17 protein-coding genes are annotated in these 17,498 nt (G+C 44.3%); 12 read left to right on the forward strand and 5 right to left on the reverse strand.

Annotated elements, in window-relative coordinates:
* Positions 1-122 precede the first annotated feature (122 nt).
* Positions 123-1,199, forward strand: a complete 1,077-nt coding sequence (locus NSQ12_RS01695; protein ID WP_003234762.1) for a helix-turn-helix domain-containing protein — start codon at positions 123-125, stop codon at positions 1,197-1,199.
* A 39-nt stretch (positions 1,200-1,238) separates the two neighbouring features.
* Here NSQ12_RS01695 and natK read toward each other — a convergent pair whose 3' ends face one another.
* The gene (natK, locus tag NSQ12_RS01700) at positions 1,239-2,195 is read right to left on the reverse strand and encodes a two-component system sensor histidine kinase NatK (protein WP_153939946.1); all 957 of its coding nucleotides are present in this window, start codon (positions 2,193-2,195) and stop codon (positions 1,239-1,241) included.
* A gap of 12 nt (positions 2,196-2,207) precedes the next feature.
* Positions 2,208-2,909 (reverse strand): two-component system response regulator NatR, encoded by a 702-nt coding sequence (gene natR, locus NSQ12_RS01705; RefSeq protein WP_003234759.1) that lies wholly within the window; start codon positions 2,907-2,909, stop codon positions 2,208-2,210.
* A 143-nt stretch (positions 2,910-3,052) separates the two neighbouring features.
* Here natR and natA point away from each other — a divergent pair, with 143 nt between their 5' ends.
* The 3 genes from natA (at position 3,053) to NSQ12_RS01720 (ending at position 6,022) form a co-directional block, all read left to right on the forward strand.
* Complete coding sequence (gene natA, locus NSQ12_RS01710; RefSeq protein ID WP_015252894.1) at positions 3,053-3,793, forward strand: sodium ABC transporter ATP-binding protein NatA; 741 nt, start codon at positions 3,053-3,055, stop codon at positions 3,791-3,793.
* A complete protein-coding gene (gene natB, locus NSQ12_RS01715; protein WP_339175742.1) occupies positions 3,794-4,954 on the forward strand; it encodes a sodium ABC transporter permease NatB in 1,161 nt (386 codons plus the stop codon).
* Positions 4,955-5,089: 135 nt separating this feature from the next.
* On the forward strand, positions 5,090-6,022 hold the full coding sequence (locus tag NSQ12_RS01720) for an aldo/keto reductase (protein ID WP_339175744.1): 933 nt from the start codon (positions 5,090-5,092) through the stop codon (positions 6,020-6,022).
* Positions 6,023-6,060: 38 nt separating this feature from the next.
* On the opposite strand, the gene NSQ12_RS01725 is transcribed toward NSQ12_RS01720, so the two are convergent.
* Positions 6,061-7,125, reverse strand: coding sequence for a DUF4352 domain-containing protein (locus NSQ12_RS01725; RefSeq protein ID WP_003234750.1), 1,065 nt, complete (start codon positions 7,123-7,125; stop codon positions 6,061-6,063).
* Between the two features lie 22 nt (positions 7,126-7,147).
* Positions 7,148-7,279: a hypothetical protein gene (locus NSQ12_RS01730; protein ID WP_003246334.1), complete on the reverse strand. Its 132-nt coding sequence runs from the start codon at positions 7,277-7,279 to the stop codon at positions 7,148-7,150.
* 173 nt (positions 7,280-7,452) lie between these two features.
* Between NSQ12_RS01730 and NSQ12_RS01735 the strand changes: the two genes are divergently transcribed.
* Both NSQ12_RS01735 and NSQ12_RS01740 read left to right on the forward strand, forming a co-directional pair.
* Positions 7,453-8,874: a YcdB/YcdC domain-containing protein gene (locus NSQ12_RS01735; RefSeq protein WP_339175746.1), complete on the forward strand. Its 1,422-nt coding sequence runs from the start codon at positions 7,453-7,455 to the stop codon at positions 8,872-8,874.
* Positions 8,875-9,060: 186 nt separating this feature from the next.
* Positions 9,061-10,422: a YcdB/YcdC domain-containing protein gene (locus tag NSQ12_RS01740; RefSeq protein ID WP_038428124.1), complete on the forward strand. Its 1,362-nt coding sequence runs from the start codon at positions 9,061-9,063 to the stop codon at positions 10,420-10,422.
* A gap of 7 nt (positions 10,423-10,429) precedes the next feature.
* Here the strand turns inward: NSQ12_RS01740 and cwlK are convergent, their stop codons facing one another.
* Positions 10,430-10,933 (reverse strand): peptidoglycan L-alanyl-D-glutamate endopeptidase CwlK, encoded by a 504-nt coding sequence (cwlK, locus tag NSQ12_RS01745; RefSeq protein WP_029317221.1) that lies wholly within the window; start codon positions 10,931-10,933, stop codon positions 10,430-10,432.
* 122 nt (positions 10,934-11,055) lie between these two features.
* Between cwlK and rapJ the strand changes: the two genes are divergently transcribed.
* The 6 genes from rapJ (at position 11,056) to znuB (ending at position 17,467) form a co-directional block, all read left to right on the forward strand.
* Positions 11,056-12,177: a response regulator aspartate phosphatase RapJ gene (rapJ, locus tag NSQ12_RS01750; RefSeq protein WP_015715201.1), complete on the forward strand. Its 1,122-nt coding sequence runs from the start codon at positions 11,056-11,058 to the stop codon at positions 12,175-12,177.
* Between the two features lie 106 nt (positions 12,178-12,283).
* A complete protein-coding gene (locus NSQ12_RS01755) occupies positions 12,284-13,060 on the forward strand; it encodes an SDR family oxidoreductase (RefSeq protein WP_339175749.1) in 777 nt (258 codons plus the stop codon).
* Between the two features lie 24 nt (positions 13,061-13,084).
* Entirely contained in the window at positions 13,085-14,770 is a 1,686-nt protein-coding gene (locus tag NSQ12_RS01760) for an alpha-glucosidase (protein WP_339175751.1), read from the forward strand.
* A 187-nt stretch (positions 14,771-14,957) separates the two neighbouring features.
* Positions 14,958-15,917 (forward strand): metal ABC transporter substrate-binding protein, encoded by a 960-nt coding sequence (locus tag NSQ12_RS01765; protein ID WP_003234733.1) that lies wholly within the window; start codon positions 14,958-14,960, stop codon positions 15,915-15,917.
* Positions 15,918-15,971: 54 nt separating this feature from the next.
* Positions 15,972-16,667, forward strand: a complete 696-nt coding sequence (znuC, locus tag NSQ12_RS01770) for a zinc ABC transporter ATP-binding protein ZnuC (protein ID WP_014475714.1) — start codon at positions 15,972-15,974, stop codon at positions 16,665-16,667.
* Complete coding sequence (gene znuB / locus NSQ12_RS01775) at positions 16,625-17,467, forward strand: zinc ABC transporter permease ZnuB (RefSeq protein WP_003246340.1); 843 nt, start codon at positions 16,625-16,627, stop codon at positions 17,465-17,467. Before znuC ends, znuB begins: the two co-directional genes overlap by 43 nt.
* Positions 17,468-17,498: the final 31 nt, after the last annotated feature.

The following is a 17,498-nucleotide window of genomic DNA, read 5'->3' on the forward strand; positions in this document are numbered from 1 at the left end:
GGTAAATTGGCATAATCAGCCAGCTTATCACATTACCAAATTCTTTTTTAGCCCGAAACCAAGCCCTCAGAAGTTATTTTTGTTAAAATAGAAAAGTTACAACAGAATTCGGAGGGTTTATTGTGGGAAAAGTGAAACGAAATGCCCCTTGCCCGTGTGGCAGCGGCAAGAAATATAAAAAATGCTGCGGAAGTAAAGTTGTCGACTTCCCGGCGGAACTAGCGGCAAAAGAAGCAAAACAAATTCAGGAAGACTTAGTGGAGTATGCCTTCACAGTACATAGAGAAAGCATTTCAGGCTTTATCAACCAGCATGATTTTCTTTCTGCTATGGACAGACAGACGAAAGACATCAGCGTATTTAACTTAGGAATCTGGGGAATCTTCTTCCACCCGCTTGCTGGTGAGAAGACAATCTTCGAAGAGTACCTTCAGAAAAAAGGCGATTCGATCACTCGTCCGAAAACGCGTGAGATCGTAGAATCATGGCAGAGCATGACGCCTGCTTTATTGCTGCTGAAGGACCTGAAGGAAGGCATCATTCACTTTGAAGATGTCATTACGGCAAAACAATTCGAAGTGGAAATGGACGCCAGCAATCAAGACCTTCCTCCAGTGGGAAGCCTGATTCTTGGATACCCAATCCACGAAGCGGAAAAAGCAGAATTCTTCATGCAGTTCACGATCTTCCCGGTGAAGAGAACAGAAGCGCTGATCAGCAAGGTGAAGAAATATGCGGATGCCGCTGTGAAGGAAGGCAAAACGCCGGAGGACTTCATGAAGCAGGAATTCAACAACGTTCTGTTCGCGTTGTTAGCTGAGAAAGATGAAGAGCCACAAGCAGAGAAAGCGGAAGTAAGCACTGTTGAGTGGGCAAACGATTTGGAGAAAGAAACCGCTGCGGCTATTGAAGAAGGCATGAGCGGGGAAGAGTATCCGACTGAATTGATCCCAGCTGTTATTGACATCTGGAAAACATTCTGCGAGAAAAAATCACCTGTCATCAGAAAGCCGGAAGCTTTTGCTGCGGCAGTTGAATATTATGTAAACGCGATTTCTCTTAACGGCGCGTCCGTTTCTCAAGCTAAACTGGCGAAAAAATACGGCGTCAGCGCATCAACGATTTCCAGCCGTTACAAAGAAATTGAAAGCACGCTGCAGGATGAAGCGGATCGCTTTGCACAAGCGTTATCCTCATAATGAAAAAAACCTTGAAAAGCCAGGCTTTTCAAGGTTTTTTTATTTCTGAAACGGAATTTTGATTTCTAACCGGAAGACGGGGTGGCGGTAGGTAAAATCCAGCCTGCCAAAAGCGCCCTTCACCAGTTTTTGAATGATATATGTGCCCATGCCTTCATGAGCGCCGTTTTTTGTTGAGCGGCCAAACGATTGATAAATTGTATCGAGCACTTTTGGGTCCATGCCGGGAGTGCTGTTTTCACAAGTCAGTACATAAAGTCCGCTGCGCAGTGAAGTCTCCAGTTTAATCTTTGCTTTTTCTCGGGTCTCCGCCGCGCTGTCGAGCGCATTTTCTAATATGTTGCCGACCAAGCTGACCTGATCAGCAGGCGAAAATGGAAGGGAAGAAAGCGGTGTATGCATATGCAGCGAAACACTCACATTCGAGGCACGGGCTTTTTCTAAAAAATCATAAAGCACCCCTGCAACGTACGCGTTCTCTCCTTTCAAAAAACGGTCATATTGACTGTATTGATCCGCCCATTTTTGAATATATGCTTGTGTATCTGCCTTGGGCTGAGCTGATTTGATTGCAGTGATATGTTTCATTGTGTCATGATTCCGGCTTCTGACATCAATCAGCATTTGATTGGCGTGCTGTTCAGCTTGAGTCAGCTTATCAATTTGATCAGAAAGCCTTGCCTGCAAAGCAGACTGTCCGATACGGAGCCCTTCACACCCTGCAAATATCGCGATTACACATAATGCCGGCATGATGTCTGTGCCGATCAGCACCACTCCCGCCGACATCACTTGAATCACGGCAATCCATGCACAAAGCCCTGAGGAACAGTGTTTCCACACCCGATTCGTATTCCAAATGTACAATCCTGCAGCAGCTGCGCCTAAAACAGCGGTGAGCCAAGAGGCGGCTGTGCTGTGTGAAAAAGCAGCAGCTCCCTGATAACATATGAAACTAAATAAAACCAGATAAAGACATTGAAAAAGGGTAATCACGTTCTGAACTCCTCAAAAGTAGTAGTTTTGAAAATAATCAAGCTGCTGCTTGGTGATCATCGCTTTTTTAGACGTTCCCTCAAAAGAAACTGTGAATGAATGCTTGGTATAAGCGGAAAAATGCTTTATGTAATGAATGTTGATAATAAAGGAACGATGCGAACGAAGAAAATCTTTTTCGGGCAGGTCGCCTTTAATATCATTTAATGTTTGATACGTTTGCACCTCTTCGGCGGTTGTCACAATTGTCGTCGAACGTCCCGTCCGTTCTGCGAAAATAATATCCTTCTTTTGCAGGACATGCATTTCAGACTTTTGCTTTATCAATATACGCCCATTCAAACTCGTTTCCGTTTTCTTTTTCAAGTAACGGTCGAAGGAAGCGGCCAGACGGTCGGCATAGTACGGCTTCATAATATAATCATGGACGTTCAGGTCAAAGGCGTGAACCGCATAACCGCCGTGGCCGGTAACAAAAATCACATCCACATCAAGTGAATGGGATTTGATCAAATCAGCAAGCTCGTAGCCAGACATATGGGGCATCTCGATATCGGCAAGCAGCAGATCAATGTCTCCGTTCTTTACCCGCCTGTAGGCTTCCTTCGCTGAATCGGTGGAAAAGACAATTTCGACGTCCTGCATTCTGGACACGATCGCTTCCAGCTTCTCTAAATCTACTCGATAATCATCTACAAGTCCGACTTTTACCATTATCATTCCCCTAGTTACATAGAATCATCTTTATTCTATCCCATTTCGCGACATAAAAAGAACTCTTCGCGACAACTTTATCCAACTAATCCAGCTTTTCGTATATAGTCATTACTAGAAATAAAGATAAGGGAGATTGTGACATGATTACACTGACCGATTGCAGCCGCAGGTTTCAGGATAAGAAAAAAGTAGTCAAAGCGGTGCGAGATGTAAGCTTAACAATTGAAAAAGGAGAAGTCGTCGGCATTCTCGGAGAAAACGGTGCTGGCAAAACGACGATGCTGAGAATGATTGCTTCCTTGCTTGAACCATCACAGGGTGTAATCACAGTAGACGGCTTTGACACGGTCAAGCAGCCGGCAGAAGTCAAAAAAAGAATCGGTGTCTTATTCGGAGGAGAAACCGGGCTTTACGACAGGATGACCGCTAAAGAAAATCTCCAATACTTCGGCAGGCTGTATGGGCTGAACCGCCACGAGATCAAAGCAAGAATAGAAGATTTATCGAAACGGTTTGGCATGCGCGATTATATGAACCGGAGAGTGGGCGGGTTTTCGAAAGGCATGAGGCAGAAAGTCGCCATTGCCAGAGCGCTGATTCACGATCCGGACATCATTTTATTTGATGAGCCGACAACTGGGCTTGATATTACGTCAAGCAACATCTTCCGCGAATTTATACAGCAGCTGAAAAGAGAACAAAAAACGATTCTTTTCTCCAGCCACATTATGGAGGAAGTGCAGGCGCTCTGTGACAGTGTCATCATGATTCACAGCGGAGAGGTGATTTACCGAGGGGCGCTTGAATCACTATACGAGAGCGAGCGCAGTGAGGATTTGAATTACATCTTTATGTCTAAGCTTGTCAGGGGGATTTCTTAAATGCTGAGCCATATTTATAAAAAAGAAATGATCGACGCTTTGCGCGACAGAAAAACGATATTACTCACAATCTTAGTGCCGATGATTATGATGCTTGGACTTGTCTTTTTTTATGAAAGCATGCTGTCCGACAAAGGGGAGCAGTACACGCTGGCTGTCGGCCATTCGCTTCCGCCCGCACTGGAAAGCAAGCTTCATGAGATTGACGAAATCAGCGTAAAAACATTTGCAAAGCCTGAAGAGGCAGTTGATGAAGGAAAAGCAGATGCCTATCTGAACGTCCCGAAAGAGTTCGACTCATATGTCAACAGCATGACACCTTTTAAGGTTGATGTTTACGGCAATTCAATCGATCAAGGGTCGTCAAATGCCATGCAGCTTGTGCAGTCTGCCTTAGATCAGTACAAAAATGAAATTGTGCAGCAACGTTTAACAAATAAGCATATTGATCAATCGGTGATCCAGCCGTTTACAATTCAGCAAAAGGAAGCGGATGAGGAGAAAGGGACTTCCGCTATTATGCTTTCCGCCATTCTGCCCATGCTGATTCTGACTTCCATTGTTTCCGGCGCAATGCCGATCGCTCTTGATATCATGGCCGGTGAAAAGGATCGGAAGTCAATCGAGGCGCTGCTATTAACGCCAGTCAGCAGAAACAAAATGATGGTCGGCAAGTGGCTTGCGGTTTCCACTTTTGGCGTGGCTTCAGGTGTATTGGCTTTGGTGTTTTTGATTTTGTCCACCGTGTTATTTACCGAAAATTTAAAAACGGCCTTCCAGCTGGGAGATCATATGTGGAGTGTAATCGGCGCTTCAGCGCTAATCATTGTGCTCTCTGCATTGCTGATCTCTGCGATGGAGCTTTTCATCAGCATCATGTCCAGCTCGGTAAAAGAAGCGCAAAGTTATATGTCTCTCGTCGTCTTTCTGCCTGTGTTCCCGATGTTTTTCATCTTCAGCAAGGCACCGAACCAATTTGACTTATCATACTTTCTCATCCCGTTTCTGAACCTGCATGCGTTATTTAAACAGCTTTTATTCGGGATGGTTGACCCGGCTGCCATTTTATCTACGTCAGGAACCATCGCCGTGCTCATCGCCATCTTCTTTTTACTAGCCAGAGCCTGCTTCCTGAAAGACAAATGGGTTCTTCCAAAATAAACTTGCGAAACGAGAAATACACTTTCTCCTTTTTGTATATCCTGAAAAAAGAAGGAAAATAGAAAAAGGATATCTAATACAAAAAGTGACCCTGCACTATTTTTCATCAAAATTGGTTTCAAAGGAGAAGGAACAATGGATCAAACACGTACACTCGGCAAAACGAAGCTGGAGGTGAAGCGGATCGGATTCGGCGCGAATGCGGTCGGCGGGCATAATCTATTTCCAAATCTAAATGATGAAACAGGGAAGGATTTAGTGCGCACGGCATTGGATGGCGGCGTCAATTTTATCGATACCGCCTTTATATATGGATTGGGGCGATCTGAAGAATTAATCGGCGAAGTCGTACAGGAACGCGGCGTGCGGAATGAGCTCATCATCGCCACCAAAGGAGCTCATAAAGAAGTGGACGGCAGCATTGAATTAGACAATAGCCGGGAGTTTCTTCGCAGCGAGGTCGAGAAGAGCCTGAAGCGGCTGAAAACAGATTATATTGATTTGTATTATATTCACTTTCCGGATGGAAAAACACCTCTCGCTGAAGTGGCGGGCACTTTGAAAGAGCTGAAGGATGAGGGGAAAATCAAAGCAATCGGCGCTTCGAACCTCGATTATCAGCAATTGCAGGATTTTAATGCTGATGGCTATTTGGAGGTCTTCCAGGCCGAATATTCTCTCATACAGCGTGATGCCGAGAAAGAGCTTCTTCCATACTGTGAAAAACAAGGCATCTCCTTTATTCCTTACTTTCCGCTTGCGTCCGGACTGCTGACAGGAAAATTCACGCGAGACACAGTCTTTGATGATTTCAGAAAGGATAAACCTCAATTTCAGGGTGAAACGTTTATCCACAATCTCAAAAAAGTAGATAAGCTGAAAGCAGTAGCGGAGGAAAAACAAGTGGATACGGCACATGTCGCCTTGGCGTGGCTGTTAACGAGACCGGCGATTGATGCCATTATTCCAGGAGCTAAACGACCTGAGCAACTACAGGATAACCTGAAAACCTTGAACATTGAACTCACCGAAGACGAAGTGAATTTCATCAGCGACATTTTTAAATAAAAAGGAAATAGCCGTCATGGCTATTTCCTTTTGGTGTTTTATTCTTTGATGAATGCTTCGACTAATTCTGCTGCTCTGTAATCATCCATATCAAGCTGCCATTGGTCGATGTCATTTTTCTTCATTTTCACTTCAACTGTTTTTTCAGATGAAGCAGGTCCAAGCTTTTTAAATTCCTCAGGGTAGACTTGAAGCGCGTATTTCACTGCCTCTTCATAGCTGGCACTAGAGTTTTTACTGTAGTAGTCTTTCACTTTGTCTTCGATACGGTCTGAAAGAGAAGACGCATCTACAGGTTTAACTGTGGCTTCAACAATTGCTTCGTCTTTAGAGATTGAAGTCGTTTTTGCTTGAATGGAAGAGTTTTTGCTTAATCCCTCTTTAATGCCGTTCACGATATTATCAAGCGCTTTGCTGTCCGCATATGTGCTGGAAAGGCCGGAAGCTGAGAGATAACCGTCTTTGGCTGATTCATTGAAATCATTTACAATTTCATTTTTGTTAGCGCCGGTGATTTTTTCGAAATCGGCGTTATCTTTGCCGAAAAGAAGGACATCAACATAAGCTGATAACGCTTTTGCAGAATCTTGGAGCTTATCTGCCGTCGCCAGGATTTTTTTGTCTTTTCCGTCAATTTTAAAAGTAACTGATTTTGGCTTTTTATCACCGTAAGATTCCGGCGTATAGTTAAGCTCGTATTGCTTGCCTTTATCTACAACGAAGAAAAGATTTCCTTCAACGGATTTGTCAGCGTTAATGGTGCTGCCTTGAAGCTTTTCGCTATAGTCTTCAGGGTCTGTGTCAGACATTTTGGTATCACCTTGATACAATGTGAAATCCATACTGTCTACATTCAGCGGGTCTTTTCCTGTGTTTTTCACCGCGACATTGACTTTTAACACGAGCTGGTCATCTGAAGTGGACTTATCATATTTAGACGGAAGTGTGTAAGAGACATCCTTGATTTTGACTTGAGCTATATCTGAGCTTTTTTCTGTTTCTGATTCTTTCTTCTCCGCGCTTGTTTTGCTGCCGGAACAAGCAGCTGTAAACATCATCAGCAGAAGAATTAGGAAAACAGCGTACGTTTTTTTCTGAAACATTCATTTTTCCTCCTCAAATGGTTTAGGAAAGGGGAGTCTTTTGTCTTTGAGAAATGGATCTTTTTGAATGGATTAGCATCATATAACCAAAAAAATCAGTTCTTTTCTCACGGTTTTCACCGGATTTTCTGGAAACTCCGCCCTCCTTTGTCATGAATGGACCTATAAAAAGTTACAACGGAATTAATTTTAAGATTATTAGCTTTTATATTGAATAGGTTCATCATCCTATTTTTGGTGAAAAATGTTCTGGTAAAACTGGTAAACTCAGAAAACTGTGTATTTTAGACTATTACTTTTTGATTAGTTGAAGGGAACATAAGAAGGATGAAAGGGGCTGCCTTTGTGAAGAAAGAGGAACTGAAACAAAAAGCACTGGAAATCGGCAGGGTGCCGACACACTTAAAACTGGAAATTGAAGATTATGGCGGTGATGATAAAAGAGCTCATTTTTGTTGGGCAGATCCTCAGGATGAGAATACCGGCATTATCGTGGAGCTTGGACCGGACGGAGAGCTGGAATCCCTTTCCCGTGATATTGAGCCTGAAAGCGGAGAAAGGCTGTCTGAGGAGAAACTAGAGGATATCATGCGCCAATTTGTCGAGACTCATCATCCGGGGGCACTCTCTGCCTTTGTTCGTGAAGAAAATGACCGTGCATACGGCGATAAAGTGAGATTTTCATATGTTCAAATGGAGGATGGGCTTCCTCTCCCCATGAGCGGATTTATGGCTGATGTTTCCTTATCAGGTGAGATCGTTTACTTCCGCTATTACGGCGAAGCGGGCAGCATCATCAAGCCAAAGAGGGTCGCGGATGTTGAAGAGGCACTTGCCTTTATCAAGAAGGACGTGGAGTTCAACCTTTTGTTTGAGGTTCTCCATCGTTCTGTTTACAGAAATGGAGATGATCAGCCGCATTTGGTGTATGAGCCTGAATGTAGGGCGATTACCGTACCTGCGGATTTGGTTCAAGAAGAACAAGGAGGAGTTGATGATGACGATGATTACAGGGAGCCGGAGAGCTTTCCTCTCCCTTTATTCGAGGGCATCCGCGAAAAGGCCGATCCTGATAGCATGATTGGTATTGAAAATGGGTTTGTCAAAGAGCGGGAAGCGGATTTGGGAGATGGGAGAATCGGAATCGTTTGGCGGAATCCGGATGACCCTGTGTATCAGCCGGCGGATAAAAACATGGACAGCTGGTTTAAGGGACGGACTCATCAAGTGCTGAAAACCATCTATAACAAAGAAACCGGAAAACTCGAAGGCGTCATGTCATTTATGGAGGAAAAAGGGCCGCTGACAGTAACTTTGGCAGAGTGCGAAAAAATCGCGCTTCGCTTTCTGTTTACTTTATTTCCGAATGCCGATCAATATTTTAGGATCAGATACGATGAAAAGGATGAAGAAGAAAACGCAGTCGCTGTTTTTACATTTGAAGCGCATTGTCACGGAGTTCCGATCCGATTTGGGCAGATCAAAATTTGTGTCAGCCGCCAGACAGGGTATATCACCGTTTATATGGGACCAGATATTGACCCAAATGAGCTGGCAACCATTGATCCTGTGCCGGCCATTTCAGTTGAACAAGCCAAGGCTATCTTTTGGCAGCATTTTAAAGTTGAGCTTGGCTGGGAAAGAGAGTACGGAGATGATGAAGAACACAGCTACCGGCTCGTCTATAAGCCGGTGTATCCGCGTTTTATCGATGCACATACAGGAGAGCCTGTCTTCAGCTCATGGTAAAACAGCCAAAAGTCACGCAATTGCCTCAGGTATAGAAGAGAGTACGTGATGAAAGTAACAGAAAGAATCTCGAAAAACAATGACAATAATAGAAAAGGACCTTTCTTCACTTTAAAAGAAGAAAGGTCTTTTTATATAATAAACAGGATTCTCTTTGTCGTAGACTCTTTGAAAGGGATGACTTCATTGGTTAATAAACAGCTGAAAAAGAAGGCGCAGGAGATCGGAAATGTACCGACGCATTATGAGCTTGAGATAGAAGATTACGACCAAAAGCAAAAGAAGAACGGGCAGGCATATTTTATCTGGAAGGACCCTAAAGATCCGGAAAAGCACATTACAGTTGAACTTAGAAATGACGGCGCTTTGCTCACCTTTTCAACAACTGTCCGCTCCGAGACAGACAAACAACTTCCAGATGCTGAGCTGAAGCTGACGGCTCTTCAGTTTGCCGCTGCGAATCATCCCGGCACATTTATGAATTTTCATTTTCAAGGCAAGGAAGAACGGGGGCAGCACATCCGGTTTGTCTATACCAAAATGGAGCTGGGGCTTCCGATTCCCAATTCAGGTTTTTTAATTGATATGACACGCAGCGGTCAGATTGTCCACTTTCTATATTACGGGGAAGGGTATAAAGCCGAAGTTCCGACGGAATTTGTAGCAAAAGAGAAGGTTGTGTCCCATTACTTAAACACAATGTCTTTTGAGCTGATGTACGATGTCATTGATGGCGAACAGGAACCAAGGCTTGTTTATGAACCGATTCTCCCGGGATACAGCTATCCCGCAGATGTAGACGAAATTGTGCCCGACCAGCATATCGCAGATGAAAGAATAGAAAACACGGCGCCACTGCCGCCGCTTCAGAACAAGGAAGAAGTTGATATATTTGCCTTGCTGGGTTTTACCTCTGATATGCAGAAAGTCAGTGAAAGAGACTTTGGAGAACAAATTGGAAGCACGTGGCGCAGAGGCGCTGCGCCGGAGCGTAAGGATTTAAGCATAGGAAGCTATTTTGAAACGAGAAATAAAAACACAATCAAAATGAAGACGGATAAAAGAACAGGAAAATTAAAAGCAGCGCTTTCTTTTATGGAGCGGCCGAACAACCGCCAATGCTCCACGGAAGAATGCCAAGAGATAGCGCTTCAATTTTTGTATGCCCTTTATCCGAGAGCGGCTGAGTTTTTCAGGGTGAATCCCGTCCGAATTGATGAAAGAGGGAGAGTCCGCAACCATTTTTCTGTCTGGTATAAAGGAGTGCCGCTGCGGTTCGGCGCTGCCCGCATCATTGTCAATCCGGAAACTGGGTTGATTGACGCTTTTATGGCGCCTGATATTGAACCTGAACAATTGGAAGCGATAAATCACAGGCCGGATGTTTCCGCTGAAGAAGCGAGAGAAGCGTTTTTAGCCGCTTTTGATGTGAAGCTGGAATGGCAGCCTGACTTTACAGCAGGCAGTGACCAGCACTACAAACTTGTCTATAAGCCGGTTTACCCTTCCTATATTGATGCGCACATAAGGAAAAAGAAAAGGCTGTGAGGGGTGTCTAGTTAGGAATCATCTCCAAGTGGGGGTAGTCCTTGAATCGTTTCCAATCCCCGCCCCATTCGAAACCGAGTGTCTTAGCGATCTCGACAACCTCCAGCCAATCTGATTTTCCGTTTTGATTGCCGTCATATTCCATATCCCATATGATGCTGCCATCCTTTTTTTGAAGGGCGAAATCAATCGCTAAACCATAGTTATGATACGATTCCCCTCCTCTTGCATAGGTGACAATATTCCCTTTTTTTGTACGTCCCTGTTTATATAATTCATCTTGTTCCTTAAAGGACCTGAATCCTTCAGTAATGACGACGGTAATGCCTTTATTCGCTGCAGCGGCTTTGAGTGCATCGGCATTCTGCTTCACAATCGGATGAAGATCCGAGGGGACAGGCATGTCCTGCAAGGCGTTTTGAGAATGCCATTCATGCCGAATATAACTAAAACAAAGATCTAGAAGAAATAGAATACATAAGATAACAAATGTTTTTGCGGGTAAGTTCATATCGGTCTCACTTTCTCAAGATGTGCTGAATGTTAACGCTTTTAAGTGATTGACTCTCTCTAAAAGCGAACAGCTATGATAAAATATAACATAAATAGTAGCAGGAGGAAGGAGGCAGACCGATGAGAGCAAAGATTCCATCAGAAGAAGTAGCAGTAAAGCTGAATGAATGGTACAAGCTCATTCGCGCATTTGAAGCAGATCAAGCAGAAGCGTTAAAGCAGGAGATTGAATATGATTTAGAAGATATGGAAGAGAATCAGGACTTGCTTTTATATTTTTCTTTGATGGAATTCCGGCATCGAATCATGCTTGATAAGCTGATGCCGGTGAAAGACAGCGACACCAAGCCTCCGTTCTCTGATATGCTGAACGAAATTGAAAGCAATCAGCAAAAACTCACGGGCTTATTGGAATACTACTTTTATTATTTCAGAGGAATGTACGAATTCAAGCAGAAAAATTTCATATTAGCGATTGACCATTATAAACATGCCGAGGAAAAGCTCGAGTATGTCGAGGATGAGATCGAAAAAGCTGAGTTTCTTTTTAAAGTCGCAGAAGTGTATTATCACATCAAACAAACGTATTTTTCCATGAATTATGCGAGCCAGGCGCTTGATATCTATACGAAATATGAACTGTACGGTCGCCGCCGGGTTCAGTGTGAATTTATCATCGCCGGAAATTTGACCGATGTGTATCATCATGAAAAAGCACTGACCCACTTGTGCAGCGCTTTAGATCATGCCAGGCAGCTTGAAGAAGCGTACATGATCGCCGCTGCCTATTATAATGTCGGACACTGTAAGTACAGTCTGGGTGATTACAAAGAAGCGGAGGGCTATTTCAAAACAGCCGCCGCCATTTTTGAGGAGCACAACTTTCAGCAAGCTGTTCAAGCTGTATTTTCACTGACCCATATCTACTGTAAAGAGGGAAAATACGACAAGGCAGTAGAGGCGTATGACCGCGGGATAAAGAGCGCGGCTGAATGGGAGGATGACATGTACTTGACGAAATTCCGCCTCATTCATGAGCTGTATCTTGGAAGCGGCGACCTGAACGTGCTTACAGAATGCTTTGACCTGCTGGAATCCAGGCAGCTTCTTGCTGACGCCGAAGATCTGCTGCATGATACAGCGGAACGTTTCAATCAGCTGGAACATTACGAGTCAGCCGCTTTCTTTTACCGCAGGCTGATGAATATTAAAAAGAAGCTTGCCGAGCAGCGTTTTCAATAGGAAATGGCAGAGAACTACAGGTTCTCTGCTTTTTTTGTGCTGTTTTCAACTCGGAAAAACAGGGTATTTTCCACTGCATAGTGAGAAACAGAGGAGGATATCAAGTATGTACAAAGATTTAACCGGAAAAACAGCGATTGTGACAGGGTCTTCAAAAGGAATCGGGAAAGCCATTGCGGAACGGTTCGGACAGGAGAAAATGAATGTTGTTGTAAACTACCACAGCGACCCGTCTGGAGCCGATGAAACCCTAGAAATCATTAAACAGAACGGAGGGAAAGCCGTCGCAGTTGAGGCGGACGTGTCAAAAGAAGAGGGGATTCAGGCGCTCTTGGACACAGCTTTAGAGCATTTCGGCACGCTCGATGTGATGGTAAACAACTCTGGTTTTAACGGCGTTGAGGCGATGCCGCATGAGATGAGTCTTGAAGATTGGCAGAGAGTGATTGATGTCAATGTTACCGGAACCTTTCTGGGAGCGAAAGCAGCACTTAACCACATGATGAAAAACAATATCAAGGGCAATGTGCTGAATATCTCAAGTGTTCACCAGCAGATTCCGCGCCCTGTAAACGTTCAGTATTCCACATCCAAAGGCGGCATCAAGATGATGACGGAAACGCTGGCGCTCAATTATGCGGATAAGGGAATCCGCGTCAATGCGATAGTGCCCGGCACCATTGCCACAGAATCAAATGTTGATACGAAAAAGGAAGAGAGCAGGCAAAAACAATTGAAAAAAATCCCGATGAAAGCCTTCGGAAAGCCTGAAGAAGTGGCGGCAGCAGCGGCTTGGCTCGTATCTGAGGAAGCAAGCTATGTGACCGGCACAACACTTTTCGTCGATGGCGGGATGACACTTTATCCGTCTCAGCTTGAATAGAACACAAAACAGGGGGATTGCGGGATGAAAACAGACTGGTGGAAGGATGCAGTGGTGTACCAAATTTACCCGAGAAGCTTTCAGGACAGCAATGGAGACGGAATTGGGGACTTGCGGGGGATTATTTCCCGTCTTGACTACATAAAGGAGCTCGGGGCAGATGTGATTTGGATTTGCCCGATCTATCCTTCTCCGAATGTTGATTACGGCTATGATGTGACAAACCATAAGGCGATTATGGATTCTTACGGAACAATGGACGATTTTCACGTGCTGCTGGACCAGGTGCATCAGCGGGGATTAAAGCTGGTGATGGACTTTGTGTTAAATCACACCTCGGTCGAGCATCCGTGGTTTAAAGAAGCGGAGCTGGACAAAAACAGCAAATACCGCAGCTATTATTATTGGCGTCCCGGCACAAAGAACGGCCCGCCGACGGACTGGCTCTCAAACTATGGATGGCCGGTCTGGCAATACGAAGAGCACACCGGAGAATACTATCTCCATATGAATGCCGTCAAACAAGCTGATTTAAACTGGGAAAATCCCGAAGTTCGCCAGGCGGTGTATGACATGATGAAATTTTGGCTCGATAAAGGGGTCGACGGTTTGCGAATTGATCAGCTCCATCTCATTTCTAAGAAAGAATATCTTCCTTCGTATGAGGACTATATCAATCAGCAGGCAGAGCCGAAGCCTTTTCAGCCAAATGGCGAACGAATCCATGACTATTTAAAAGAAATGACAGATGAAGTGTTTTCCCAATATGATGTCATGTCTGTCGGAGAGGTCGGCAGTGTCACACCGGAAGAAGGCCTGAAATATACGGGAACAGATAAGCATGAGCTGAATATGATTTTTCACTTTCAGCATATGGAGCTTGATCAGCAGCCCGGAAAAGAACATTGGGATTTGAAGCCCCTTGAGCTTTCTGATTTAAAATCGGTTTTGACAAAATGGCAAAAGAAGCTTGAACATCAAGGCTGGAATACATTGTTTTGGTGCAACCACGACCAGCCCCGGATTGTGTCCAGATTCGGAGACGATGGGGAATACCGCAAAGCATCAGCGAAAATGCTGGCAGCCGTACTTTATTTTATGAAGGGCACGCCGTATATTTATCAGGGAGAAGAAATCGGGATGACAAACGCGCCGTTCACCCGGATTGAAGACTACAAAGATATCCAAACGATCAATATGTATCATAAACGGGTGTTTGAAAAAGGCTATGATCCAAATGATGTGATGAAATCGATCTTAGCCAAAAGCCGGGATCACGCCCGGACCCCGATGCAGTGGAACAGCGGCAAAAATGCCGGATTTACTGACGGCACGCCTTGGCTGAAGGTCAATCCGAACTTCACCGCAATCAATGTGGAGGAAGCGCAGGCAGATCCTGATTCTGTCTTAATCTATTACAAAAAGCTGATCAGCCTGAGAAAGCAGTACGCTGACCTCATGAAAGGGAGCTTTGATCTTTTGCTTCCGGACGATCCGCAGTTGTTTGTATACATGAGAGAAAACAGTAAACAGCAGCTTTTGTCGGTCAATAATTTTTCAAAAGAGCAGGCTGTTTTTCAGTGGCCTAAGAACTGCGGCAAAGCTCAGGCCTCTCTGCTTCTCAGCAATTATAACAACGATGATCTTGATGACGAAATGGTGTTCCGGCCTTATGAGAGCAGGGTCTATCTTCTGGACAAAACAAACTAATGATTGAAGTAGCCCGGCATTTTTAGCCGGGTTTTTTTAGTACATATATTCGCTCTGCAGGCGGGAAGAATAAATGAAAATGAAATTTATTCTTGCAAAACGTAATGACTTCGGTTTATTATGATATAGGATTACAAAATCGTTATCATTTTGATTTAAAGTTACTGAAAAAGAGGGGATATACGATATGTTTAAAAAATGGAGCGGTTTGTTTGTGATTGCAGCGTGCTTTTTATTGGTTGCAGCATGCGGCAACTCATCAACAAAAGGGTCGGCGGATTCAAAGGGTGATAAACTGCACGTTGTCACAACGTTCTACCCGATGTATGAATTCACAAAACAAATTGTAAAAGACAAAGGCGATGTGGATCTGTTAATCCCATCTTCCGTTGAACCGCATGATTGGGAACCGACGCCGAAAGACATTGCTAACATTCAGGATGCTGATTTGTTCGTTTATAATAGTGAATACATGGAGACATGGGTTCCGTCAGCTGAAAAAAGCATGGGCCAAGGCCATGCCGTTTTCGTTAATGCAAGCAAAGGTATTGATTTAATGGAAGGCTCTGAAGAAGAACACGAAGAGCATGATCATGGAGAGCATGAGCACAGTCATGCAATGGATCCTCACGTATGGCTCAGCCCTGTTCTGGCACAGAAGGAAGTTAAAAATATTACGGCGCAAATCGTGAAGCAGGACCCGGATAACAAAGAATACTATGAGAAAAATAGTAAAGAATATATTGCAAAACTGCAGGATCTTGATAAACTATATCGTACAACCGCAAAAAAAGCGGAGAAAAAAGAATTTATCACGCAGCATACAGCTTTTGGCTATCTGGCAAAAGAATACGGCTTGAAGCAGGTTCCGATTGCAGGGCTGTCACCTGACCAAGAACCGAGTGCAGCCAGCTTGGCAAAGCTGAAAACATATGCCAAAGAACATAATGTAAAAGTCATTTACTTTGAAGAAATTGCATCCTCAAAGGTCGCAGATACGCTCGCCAGTGAAATCGGCGCGAAGACAGAAGTGCTGAATACATTGGAAGGCTTGAGCAAAGAAGAACAGGATAAAGGTTTAGGGTATATCGACATTATGAAACAAAACCTCGATGCCCTGAAAGATTCACTATTGGTTAAATCATAAGATAGTGTGCGCCGGAGGGTGCACACTATTTCTTTGTGAGAAAGGAAGATTAACATGAATCTCGTCTCATTGAAAGATATCGTTTTCGGCTATTCCCATACGCCTGTTTTAGATAAAGTATCACTTGATATTGAAAGCGGTGAGTTCGTCGGCATCACTGGGCCAAACGGCGCCTCTAAATCGACGCTCATAAAGGTAATGCTCGGCATGCTGAAACCGTGGGAAGGCACAGTGACGATCAGTAAAAGGAATACAGAAGGGAAACGCCTGACCATAGGGTACGTCCCGCAGCAAATTTCTTCATTTAATGCCGGCTTTCCGAGCACGGTGCTGGAGCTTGTTCAGTCAGGCCGCTATACAAAAGGGAAATGGTTTAAACGTTTAAATGAAGAAGATCATCTTGAAGTAGAAAAAGCACTGAAAATGGTGGAAATGTGGGAGCTCCGTCATCGTAAAATCGGTGATTTATCAGGCGGACAGAAACAGAAAATCTGTATCGCCAGAATGCTCGCCAGCAACCCGGATCTGCTGATGCTGGACGAACCGACGACAGCTGTTGATTACGACAGCAGAAAAGGATTTTACGAATTTATGCATCACCTTGTGAAAAATCACAACCGCACAGTTGTGATGGTTACTCACGAACAAAACGAAGTACAGCAATTTTTAGATAAAGTGATTCGATTAGAGAGAGGAGAAAAAGGCGGATGGAAATGTTTGACTTGGAATTCATGCGACGAGCTTTTCTAGCAGGCGGCATGATCGCCGTCATGGCTCCGATACTAGGAGTGTATCTCGTTCTCAGAAGACAGGCCTTAATGGCTGACACACTTTCACATATCTCATTGTCAGGTGTTGCCATCGGCTTTTTTCTCAGCACCAATATAACCGCAGCAAGCATAGTCGTCGTGACCATCGGCGCGATCGGAATTGAATACATGCGGCGGGCGTATCGGACTTATTCAGAAGTGTCCATTGCCATCTTAATGGCAGCTGGTTTGTCCTTCGCGATGTTTTTAATCAGCCTTTCCAAAGGCACAGCCAATATGAGCATCGATCAATACCTATTTGGATCGCTTGTGACAGTAAACCAGCAGCAGGTCTATATTATCAGTATTATCACACTGCTGATCCTGCTTTATTTTATCGTACTGAGAAGGCCGCTCTACCTGCTGACGTTTGATGAAGCTACAGCCAAAACATCGGGAATCAATACAAACGTTCTCTCGCTGTCATTCAGTATTGTCACAGGCCTTGCGATTTCAGTCATTATTCCGATCATCGGGGTCCTTCTTGTATCGGCCCTGCTCGTATTGCCGGCAGCCTTCGCCATCAGAATTGCAAAAGGCTTTAACATGGTTTTCATTACAGCCATACTCATTTCATTATTCAGCGTATTTACGGGACTGACATCATCCTATCAGCTCGGGACGCCGCCAGGTCCGTCTATTACCCTGCTATTGATCGTTTTGCTATTAATCGGATTTGCAGTTCAGGGAGTTTGGACGTTTATCAAAAAAGAAGCTCAGCGCAAAAAAAGAAGCCGATAACATGAAAAGCAGTTTTCCCTAGGGAAAACTG

It is taken from the genome of Bacillus sp. PS95, from assembly GCF_037963565.1.
Lineage (GTDB): Bacteria > Bacillota > Bacilli > Bacillales > Bacillaceae > Bacillus > Bacillus subtilis.